The organism is Butyrivibrio sp. AE3006, assembly GCF_000424165.1.
In the GTDB taxonomy this organism is placed as follows: Bacteria; Bacillota; Clostridia; order Lachnospirales; family Lachnospiraceae; genus Butyrivibrio.
Genome location: NZ_AUJJ01000027.1, coordinates 60,084 through 68,724, shown reverse-complemented (window position 1 = coordinate 68,724; position 8,641 = coordinate 60,084). Strand labels below are relative to the sequence as shown.

General features: G+C 42.9%; 11 protein-coding genes and 1 pseudogene. 9 read left to right on the top strand and 3 right to left on the bottom strand.

The window, feature by feature from the left end; all coding sequences use genetic code 11:
• Positions 1 to 448, top strand: a 448-nt coding sequence (locus G603_RS20515; protein WP_330367660.1) for a zinc ribbon domain-containing protein, incomplete at its 5' end; no start/stop codon positions are given.
• 47 nt (positions 449 to 495) lie between these two features.
• Positions 496 to 783, top strand: a complete 288-nt coding sequence (locus tag G603_RS20510; RefSeq protein WP_051207905.1) for a GNAT family N-acetyltransferase — start codon at positions 496 to 498, stop codon at positions 781 to 783.
• Positions 784 to 886: 103 nt separating this feature from the next.
• On the opposite strand, the gene G603_RS0114055 is transcribed toward G603_RS20510, so the two are convergent.
• Positions 887 to 1,546, bottom strand: coding sequence for a Crp/Fnr family transcriptional regulator (locus G603_RS0114055; protein ID WP_026670629.1), 660 nt, complete (start codon positions 1,544 to 1,546; stop codon positions 887 to 889).
• Between the two features lie 91 nt (positions 1,547 to 1,637).
• Here G603_RS0114055 and G603_RS0114050 point away from each other — a divergent pair, with 91 nt between their 5' ends.
• Positions 1,638 to 2,375 (top strand): ATP-binding protein, encoded by a 738-nt coding sequence (locus G603_RS0114050; protein ID WP_026670628.1) that lies wholly within the window; start codon positions 1,638 to 1,640, stop codon positions 2,373 to 2,375.
• 41 nt (positions 2,376 to 2,416) lie between these two features.
• Positions 2,417 to 2,518 (top strand): annotated as a pseudogene (locus tag G603_RS23260) (L-lactate dehydrogenase); the annotation flags it as partial.
• Positions 2,519 to 2,546: 28 nt separating this feature from the next.
• Here G603_RS23260 and G603_RS0114045 read toward each other — a convergent pair.
• Positions 2,547 to 2,924 carry a metal-dependent transcriptional regulator gene (locus G603_RS0114045; protein WP_026670627.1) on the bottom strand — a complete coding sequence of 126 codons (378 nt, stop codon included), beginning with the start codon at positions 2,922 to 2,924 and terminating at the stop codon, positions 2,547 to 2,549.
• A gap of 279 nt (positions 2,925 to 3,203) precedes the next feature.
• Between G603_RS0114045 and G603_RS0114040 the strand changes: the two genes are divergently transcribed.
• The 5 genes from G603_RS0114040 (at position 3,204) to G603_RS0114020 (ending at position 6,486) form a co-directional block, all read left to right on the top strand.
• Positions 3,204 to 3,419, top strand: a complete 216-nt coding sequence (locus tag G603_RS0114040) for a FeoA family protein (protein WP_026670626.1) — start codon at positions 3,204 to 3,206, stop codon at positions 3,417 to 3,419.
• Positions 3,420 to 3,481: 62 nt separating this feature from the next.
• On the top strand, positions 3,482 to 5,473 hold the full coding sequence (gene feoB, locus G603_RS0114035) for a ferrous iron transporter B (RefSeq protein ID WP_026670625.1): 1,992 nt from the start codon (positions 3,482 to 3,484) through the stop codon (positions 5,471 to 5,473).
• A 171-nt stretch (positions 5,474 to 5,644) separates the two neighbouring features.
• On the top strand, positions 5,645 to 5,797 hold the full coding sequence (locus tag G603_RS22460; RefSeq protein WP_155830960.1) for a FeoB-associated Cys-rich membrane protein: 153 nt from the start codon (positions 5,645 to 5,647) through the stop codon (positions 5,795 to 5,797).
• A 73-nt stretch (positions 5,798 to 5,870) separates the two neighbouring features.
• A complete protein-coding gene (locus G603_RS0114025; protein WP_035793347.1) occupies positions 5,871 to 6,104 on the top strand; it encodes a Fur family transcriptional regulator in 234 nt (77 codons plus the stop codon).
• 61 nt (positions 6,105 to 6,165) lie between these two features.
• A complete protein-coding gene (locus tag G603_RS0114020; RefSeq protein WP_242834887.1) occupies positions 6,166 to 6,486 on the top strand; it encodes a heavy-metal-associated domain-containing protein in 321 nt (106 codons plus the stop codon).
• A 45-nt stretch (positions 6,487 to 6,531) separates the two neighbouring features.
• Here the strand turns inward: G603_RS0114020 and G603_RS0114015 are convergent, their stop codons facing one another.
• Positions 6,532 to 8,607: a heavy metal translocating P-type ATPase gene (locus G603_RS0114015; protein WP_026670623.1), complete on the bottom strand. Its 2,076-nt coding sequence runs from the start codon at positions 8,605 to 8,607 to the stop codon at positions 6,532 to 6,534.
• Positions 8,608 to 8,641 lie beyond the last annotated feature (34 nt).

The following is an 8,641-nucleotide window of genomic DNA, read 5'->3' as shown; positions in this document are numbered from 1 at the left end:
GGATAACCATGTAGATGTCGTAGTGATGGGGCATAATGTATTCCAGAAACAGGAAGCGGGTATGGGGCATATCAGTAACCAGAATTTTGTGCAGATACCAATGCTGATATTTGCAGATATGCTAAGATATAAGCTTGCTGAATACGGGATCATGTTTGCGCTTACGGAAGAGAGCTATACATCCAAAGCGGATTTCCTTGCGATGGATGCAATCCCTGTGTATAAAAAGGGAAGTAATGCTGACTATGTTTTTTCCGGAAAAAGGATAAAACGTGGACTTTACAGGCACTACGATGGGACAATAACAAATGCAGACATAAACGGAGCTGCCAATATCTTAAGAAAAGTATTCCCAAAGGTAACCCAATGGGATAGGGGCATAGTGGACATGCCCTGTTCTTTGGGATGCACTAAGCATCCCAAAGGTTCATGCCGCTCTGCGGCATAACAGAAACCACTTCCGACATAGAGTCGGTGGAGGTAGTTCATTTCATAGTGGCAGATAGTGAGAGAGCAGGTGTGGTCCGTGTGATTGATAAAGCAGACGGAAGCAGAAAACGCATTTCTCCGATATGGATCATGAAGGAATACAGGAACATGGGCTTAGCACAGCAGGCGTTTCTCGAAATTGAGAGGATATATGGTGCTGACAACTGGTGCCTTGATACCATATTGCAGGAAAAGGGAAATTGTCATCTCTACGAAAAGATGGGATATCACCGGACCGGTAAGATCGAAAAGATAAACGAGCAGATGGATATCGTATTTTATGAAAAGAACTGATATTTGGACCAGGGGGACGGGATGTTGATAAAGGCAGCCATATGGAAGATCAGAAAGAAACCGGCATAAAGGAGATATTTAAAGGCCACATCGATGCCGGATTCTAAGGCGTAAGGAGCTTAAAATGACTTTTCCGCGTTTCAATTATTCCTTCCTTCTGCATTTTGCCAAGCTCCTTAGAAAGGGCACTTCTTTCAAGGTTCAGGTAATCAGCGAGCTGCTGGCGGTCAAAAGGGATGTCGAACTCACTACTATCATTCTGTAGGGAAAGTGTATTCAGATATGACATTACTCTTTCACGGATCGTCTTAGGAGAAGTGTGGAAGCTCCGACCTGACAGATTTAGGTTTTTCTTTGAAGATATTAATAAAAGATTGCGCAGGAATTTGTAATCCCAGGAATTCTGGCTCACTACTGAGCTCAGAATTCCTTTTGTTTTGAGCATAAGTATAGAACAGCCTTCGTTGGCCATGACATCAACCAACATGGGAACATCTTCGAGAAGGGCGTAGGCCTCAGCAAAAATCCCATCTTTTTCTACATGGCTTAGGATAGTTCTATTTCCCCATATATCATCACTTAAGATTGTGACACTTCCGGATAATACGATCCCTATGACTCCGGGCTTGGAACCTGCGTGTAGTATAAGATCATTCTTCTTATAATTCTGCTTTTTTGCATCAAGCGACTTCAGTAAAGCAGATATCTCATTTTCTGTCATTCCTCTGAAAAGGGGAATTTTCTGCAGAACTTCAATATTCATATAAATTCTCCATAAAATGTGGTTATAACAACATACTTATATTGTAAATCATATTAAACTGACATCATAAAAGCAAGGAGGTCAGGAAAATATGGTACGTAAGATAATAAAGATAGATGAGGATAAATGCATTGGTTGTGGGCTTTGTGCGAACGCATGTCATGAAGGTGCTATCGAAATGGTCGATGGAAAAGCAAAGCTTGTAAGAGAAAATTTCTGCGATGGTTTTGGCGACTGCCTTCCATCCTGTCCTACAGGTGCTATCACATTTGAAGAGAGGGAAGCTCCTGAATACGATGAAGCTGCTGTTAATAAGGCAAAAGAGCTAAAGGCCTGCCCTGGTGGACATCATGAAGGCCATGAAAGCGGAGGATGCCCCGGCTCAAGATTTATGAAGTTCGAGAAAAAAGAGGATTCAAAGGAAGATAGTAATGCGACTTTAGCAGACAGATTTGTATCACATCCATCAAGGCTTGAGCAGTGGCCATGTCAGATAAAGCTTCTTCCAACAACAGGAGATTTTTACAACGGCGCAAAACTCCTTATCGCTGCAGACTGCACAGCATACGCTTATGCCAACATGCATGAGGATTTCATGAAGGGCAAGATCACAATGATAGGCTGTCCCAAGCTTGATGAGGGAGACTACACAGAGAAATTGACAGAAATTATCAGCAAGAACGACATTGCAAGTGTTACGATAGTAAGGATGGAAGTTCTCTGCTGCGGAGGTCTTCAGAGAGCTGCTGAAAATGCTATTAGAAATAGTGGCAAATTCCTTCCCTGGCAGGTTGTAACAATCTCAAGAAACGGTGAAGTTATAGAATAAATCAGTTTTCAGAATAAAGTAGTGGAAAAGGAGGAAACATCTTGGCTGGATTAAATTATAGGAAAGTAGCTGTTATAGGTTGTGGATTTGTAGGTGCTGCATCAGCATTTGCGATCATGGAAAGCGGTCTTTTTTCAGAGATGCCTTGGCAAAAAACCTTGGCATCTCATTTTATTTCTTTTGCTTCTTGCCAGCCATGAAAACCTTGATTGCATCAAAGGTCTCATCACTGATGTAGTGCTCCACACGACAAGCATCTTCGGAGGCAATCTTATCGTCAACGCCAATATACTTAAGTGCTTCAGTCAGTACTGTATGGCGCTCGTAGATGCGCTTAGCCAGAACTTTGCCTGCTTCTGTCAAAACAACAAAACCATAGTCATCAGTCTTGACCAGCCCCTCATCCTTAAGAAGATGCATGGCGCGGCTAACAGAAGGCCTTGAATAACCTAGCTCCTCGCCGATATCAACGGCACGGACATTGGTGTGGCTTTGTGAAAGAACATAAATTGTCTCCAGATACATCTCTCCAGATTCTTGAAGTGCCATAATTTGGCCACCTTTCTTAAGCTTTTTCTTACAATTAAGAATACTATAACCCATGAGGAAAAACAAATGGAAATACAAGTGCCGGCTAAATAGTTGGCATTTTCGCTGTGTAAATTATTACCAATTTAATTGCGTAAAAGCTGATAAAATCTGGGTTTTTTGAAAAATTCTTATTGACAATTATTATTGATAAGCATATCCTATGAATGAAGTTAGCATAAGCTAATTGATGTAATACATTGCTAACGACACTTAAGCAAATAGGAGAGTAAAATGTCTATGTCACTTAACGAAGCAGCACTCGGTACAGAATATACAATCGAAAATGTCGCAACTGGCGGCGATGAAGAGATGGAGAGCTTTCTCTTTTCACTTGGTTGTTATAGTGGAGAGAAGATCACAGTTGTAGACAAAAAGAGAAATTTGGTAGTCGCTATTAAGGATGCAAGATATAATATTGACCCTGAGTTAGCGAATGCTATCAGAATTCAGTAAGATTCGAAGACACATTTAAAACGTGTTTTGAATGATATTGCAACTTTTAGGAGGATGAAAAAATGAGAATCGCTATGGCGGGTAATCCCAACAGCGGCAAAACAACCATGTACAATGCCTTAACCGGTAGATCTGAAAAGATCGGTAACTGGGCCGGCGTTACAGTTGACAAGAAAGAGAGTGCTATCAAAAAGAGCTACTATGATGGCGACAAGGAGCTGATCGCAGTAGACCTTCCCGGAGCATATTCAATGTCTCCATTCACATCAGAGGAGAGCATCACAAGCGGATATGTTAAGAACGAGCATCCTGATGCTATCATCAACATCGTGGATGCAACTAATCTTAGCAGAAGCCTCTTTTTCACAACACAGCTCCTTGAACTTGGGGTTCCTGTAGTTGTTGCTCTTAACAAGAATGATGCCAATGATAAGAAGGGCAACTCTATTGATGAGAAGCTCCTTTCAGAGAAGCTTGGTTGTCCTGTTATCAAGACTGTAGCTACTTCTGAGACAGGTCTTAAGGAAGTTGTCAAGGCAGCTGCTGAACTTGAGGGTAAGGGTCAGAAAGAGCCATATGTTCAGGGTAATATCGATCTTACCAGCAAGGATGAGGTTGAGGCAGCTGACAGAAAGCGATTTGAGTTTGTCAATAAGATCGTAAGCGAAGTAGAGAACCGTAAGGTATTCACCAAGGACAAGAACTTTGGCGATACGATCGATAACGTAGTTACACATCCTGTTCTTGGTATTGTGATCTTTGCAGCCATCATGTGGCTTGTATTCTATATCTCACAGACAACAGTTGGAACATGGCTTGCAGATATCCTTGCAGGCTGGATTGAGTCCTTCCAGGGAATGGTTGGAGATGCAATGGCAGATGCCAATCCACTCCTTTATGCTCTGCTTGTTGATGGTATTATCGGTGGTGTAGGTGCCGTTGTTGGTTTCCTTCCACTGGTTATGGTTATGTACTTCCTCATCGCTCTTTTAGAGGACTGCGGATATATGGCAAGAGCAACAGTTGTTCTTGACCCTATCTTTAAGAGGGTTGGACTTTCAGGTAAGTCAGTTATCCCTATGATTATTGGTACCGGTTGCGGAATTCCGGCTATCATGGCCTGCAGAACCATCAGGAATGAGAGGGAGAGACGTGCAACAGCCATGCTTGCAACCTTCATGCCATGCGGAGCCAAGCTTCCTGTAATAGCTCTTTTCGCCGGAGCATTCTTCCCGGAGTCAAGATGGGTAAGCTTTATCTGCTACATGGGTGGTATCCTTCTGATCCTCCTTGGAGCACTTCTTATCAAGGCTATCACTGGTATGAAGTACAGAAAGAGCTTCTTCATCATTGAGCTTCCAGAGTACAAAGTTCCAAGCCTTTCATTTGCTCTTAAGTCAATGCTTGAAAGAGGTAAGGCATATATCGTTAAGGCCGGAACAGTTATCCTTGTATGTAACACAGTTGTACAGATCATGCAGACCTTCGACTTTAGCTTCAAGCCGGTTGAAGAGGGAATGGAGAGCACATCGATCCTTGCAGGAGTTGCAGGACCATTTGCATATCTTCTCGTACCTGTAGTTGGTGTTGTCAGCTGGCAGCTTGCAGCGGCAGCTATTACAGGCTTCATCGCAAAAGAGAATGTTGTTGGTACTATCGCAACAGTATATGCAATCTCTAACCTCATCGATACAGAGGAGCTTGAGCTTATCGGTGAAGGAAATGCAGTAGCAGCAGTAATGGGAATTACCAAGGTTGCAGCCCTTGCATATCTTATGTTCAATCTTTATACACCACCTTGCTTTGCGGCTCTTGGAGCTATGAATTCTGAGATGAAGTCAGCTAAGTGGCTGTGGGGTGCTATTGGACTTCAGCTTGCAACAGGTTTTACTGTTGGATTCCTTGTATATCAGATCGGAACTCTCATTACAACAGGCGCTTTGGGAGCAGGCTTTGTATATGGACTTATCGCGATTGCTGTTTTTGCAGCATTTATCGTATACCTGATCCGGAGAAATCAGAAAGAGATGGTTTTGGAGTACAAGCTGGACTGATCTGTTTATAGTAAACGTCAGAAGTATCTGTCGCTTACTATAAAAGCTCCGCAGGGATGCACACGGATTTTGTAATGAAACATGTCGCTTTCAGCGACCAAAATCCGGCGCTGCAAACGACAATAGGCAAAAGCCTATGTCGTTTACTATAAGTAAGAAAGTGTTAGTAAAATGACAGATTTTATTGCAATTGTAATTATCGTAATGATTCTTGGACTTGCTATCAGATATATTTATAAGGAAAAGAAGAAAGGTGTACACTGCATCGGGTGTCCATCAGCGGGAGCTTGCCACAAGGCTGCCTGTTCATGCAAAAACAAATAATGTAATAAAGCCCGTTCAAGAGCGGGCTTTATTGTTGGGGGACGGTTAGTGACAACTAACGGAGAACAAGATTATGAGCAACGAACAGATCATCACAGCATTGAAAAGTAGCGGAATGCGCATAACAAAACAAAGAAGACTGGTAGCAGATGTAATTGCAGAAAATGATGGGTCCTCATGTAAGGATATTTGTTGTAATGTCAAAAAGAAAGATGATTCAATAGGTACTGCCACAGTCTACCGAATGATCAGAGTCCTGGAGGAAATTGGCGTGATAGACAGGATTGACATAGTCAAACTTAAATGAGGCAGATTAATAATATATGACAAATGCGATTGTAATTATAATTTTAATGATAGTGATCATAATGGCCACAAAAGGAGCAGCAAAGCATTTCATGGGACAGGGAAGCTGTTGCGGGGGTGGATCATCTACAGTTAGGGAGCCAGACAAGAAGCTTTCCGGTCCTGTGGTTAAGACCAGGGTCTTTAAGATTGACGGGATGCACTGTGAGAACTGCAGTAATCGTGTGAAAAGAGCTATCAACAGAATTGACGGAGTATCAGCTAAGCTGAATTTACGGAAGAAGGAAGCTGTGGTCGAGTATGATAGGGAAGTGGATGACGCCACGATTACAAGGGCTATAGAGACTTTGGATTACAAAGTCATATCTGTGATAACGAAATAAATAAAGAAAACCTCGTAGTTGCCAAACAGCTACGAGGTTTTTGGGTCAATCATCCAATAGATTTGTCATGCTCTTCATGCTGAGAGCTATGGTAGATGCGTTGTGAAGGAATGCGGTTGTCGTCGGTGTGAAGATCCCCAACATTCCCATGATTATCAGGAATGAATTAAAACCGATAATGGAATTGTAGTTCAGGTTAATTCTTCGCATCAGCTCTGTACTGAGACTTCTAAGCGTTAAAAGAGCTCCGAGATCATCAGAGGAGATGGTTATGTCTGCAATCTCTCTTGCTATGGAAGCTCCGGTACTTACCGCGATTCCGGCATCGGCTTCGGAGAGAGCAGGTGAGTCATTTATACCATCACCTATCATGATTACTTTTCTGCCGGCTTCATGTTCTTTTCTTATGAATTCAGCCTTGTCTTCAGGAAGAACTTCAGAGAAGTATCTGGTTACGCCGGTCTTTTCTGCAACTGACCTGGCAGTTCTGTCACTGTCTCCGGTCATCATAACTACATTTTCAAAACCAACCTCTTTCAATTTCCTTATTACAGAAGGAGCCTCATCTCTAAGTGGATCTTCGATAAGTATTACTGCAGCGAGCTCTTCGCCGATAGACATATACAGGTGCGAATACTCAGATGGAAGAGAATCGAACCTGTCAGTGAATCCACTTGGAACAATACACTTTTCGTCCTCAAAGATGTAGTGATGGCTTCCTATACATACCTTTTTACCGTCAATCGTACTGGAAATGCCATGTGCAACGATATAGGCAGCTCTGGTGTGCTTCTCTTCATGAGTCAGACCTTTAATCTCTGCAGCCTTTACCACTGCGTTGGCTATGGAGTGAGGGTAGTGTTCCTCAAGACACGCAGCAAGGCGAAGCATCTCATCTTCGTCATTCTCGCCAAAAGTAACAACCCTGGCAACTTTTGGTGTGGCATGAGTCAGAGTTCCGGTTTTGTCGAAGACTATTGTTTTTGCTTCAGCCACAGCTTCCATGAATTTGCCGCCTTTTACGGATATTTTGTGATCACCGGCTTCTCTCATTGCCGAGAGCACTGAAATAGGCATGGCGAGCTTTAATGCGCAGCAGAAGTCTACCATAAGGATTGATGTGGCCTTTGTGGCATTTCTGGTAAATAGCCAGGTGAGGAGTGTGGCACCAAAAGTGTAGGGAACAAGTCTGTCAGCCAGGTGTGCAGCCTTTGCTTCTGACTCGGATTTGAGCTTCTCGGATTCCTCTATCATAGCTACGATCCTGTCATATCGTCCCTGCCCCTGTGCCTTCTGTACGGTTATGACAAGTTCACCTTCGTCAATAACAGTACCGGCGTATACAAGAGAGCCTTCTGTTTTGTGGACAGGCTCGGATTCACCGGTCATGGCTGCCTGGTTTACGGAAGCATTACCGCTTAGTACTACACCGTCAAGGGGGATCATGGTGCCGGTTCTGACAACTATCCTGTCATTCTCTTTTATGTCAGAGATATTTGAAAGGACCTCCTGGCCGTCAGAAGAAAGCATCCATACCTTGTCTACATTCAGGGACATGGCCCTTGCAAGGTCATCGACGGACTTTTTGTGAGTCCAGTCCTCCATCATTTCACCCATTTCAAGAAGGAACATTACATTGCTTGCTGTTGCATGATCGCCTCTGAGCAGTGATACCGCAATGCTGGTTGCATCAAGAACAGAAACCTCAAGCTTTCCGGAGAGTAGGCACTTAAGCCCCTTGATTATGTAAGGGATAGCCTTTAGATATATGATCACCTTTCTTATCTGCAATGGAATGATGAATCTGCGGACAAACTTGCCTGCAATATGGAAGAACATTCTGTCTTCATATTCGATACGGAGTTCCCTGCCTGTATGTTCGGGTACAGTAATCTCTGTTCTCTCACTATATTCAGAAAACGCCTGTATCAGATCATTCCTGCAGGAAGAGTCATAGAAAACTATGGCATTTGAAGTCCGTTCATTTACATCAGCTTTTTTTACAAAAGGAAGTGAGGAAAGATAATACTGGATTTTATCAGCTTCAAAAGAAGACATATGGCGTACAGCAATGTGTACACGCATACGTCCCCCGTTTTCATGCAATATTTTACAATTCATAGTATGCCTTTCATCTAGCTTACATTCTTGAACA

Coding starts and splice junctions, on each gene's coding strand:
- G603_RS0114040 (WP_026670626.1), top strand. CDS start 3,204: ATGTCACTTAACGAAGCAGCACTCGGTACAGAATATACAATCGAAAAT.
- G603_RS0114015 (WP_026670623.1), bottom strand. CDS start 8,607: ATGAATTGTAAAATATTGCATGAAAACGGGGGACGTATGCGTGTACAC.
- G603_RS22460 (WP_155830960.1), top strand. CDS start 5,645: ATGACAGATTTTATTGCAATTGTAATTATCGTAATGATTCTTGGACTT.
- G603_RS0114050 (WP_026670628.1), top strand. CDS start 1,638: ATGGTACGTAAGATAATAAAGATAGATGAGGATAAATGCATTGGTTGT.
- G603_RS0114055 (WP_026670629.1), bottom strand. CDS start 1,546: ATGAATATTGAAGTTCTGCAGAAAATTCCCCTTTTCAGAGGAATGACA.
- G603_RS0114025 (WP_035793347.1), top strand. CDS start 5,871: ATGAGCAACGAACAGATCATCACAGCATTGAAAAGTAGCGGAATGCGC.
- G603_RS0114045 (WP_026670627.1), bottom strand. CDS start 2,924: ATGGCACTTCAAGAATCTGGAGAGATGTATCTGGAGACAATTTATGTT.
- feoB (WP_026670625.1), top strand. CDS start 3,482: ATGAGAATCGCTATGGCGGGTAATCCCAACAGCGGCAAAACAACCATG.
- G603_RS0114020 (WP_242834887.1), top strand. CDS start 6,166: ATGGCCACAAAAGGAGCAGCAAAGCATTTCATGGGACAGGGAAGCTGT.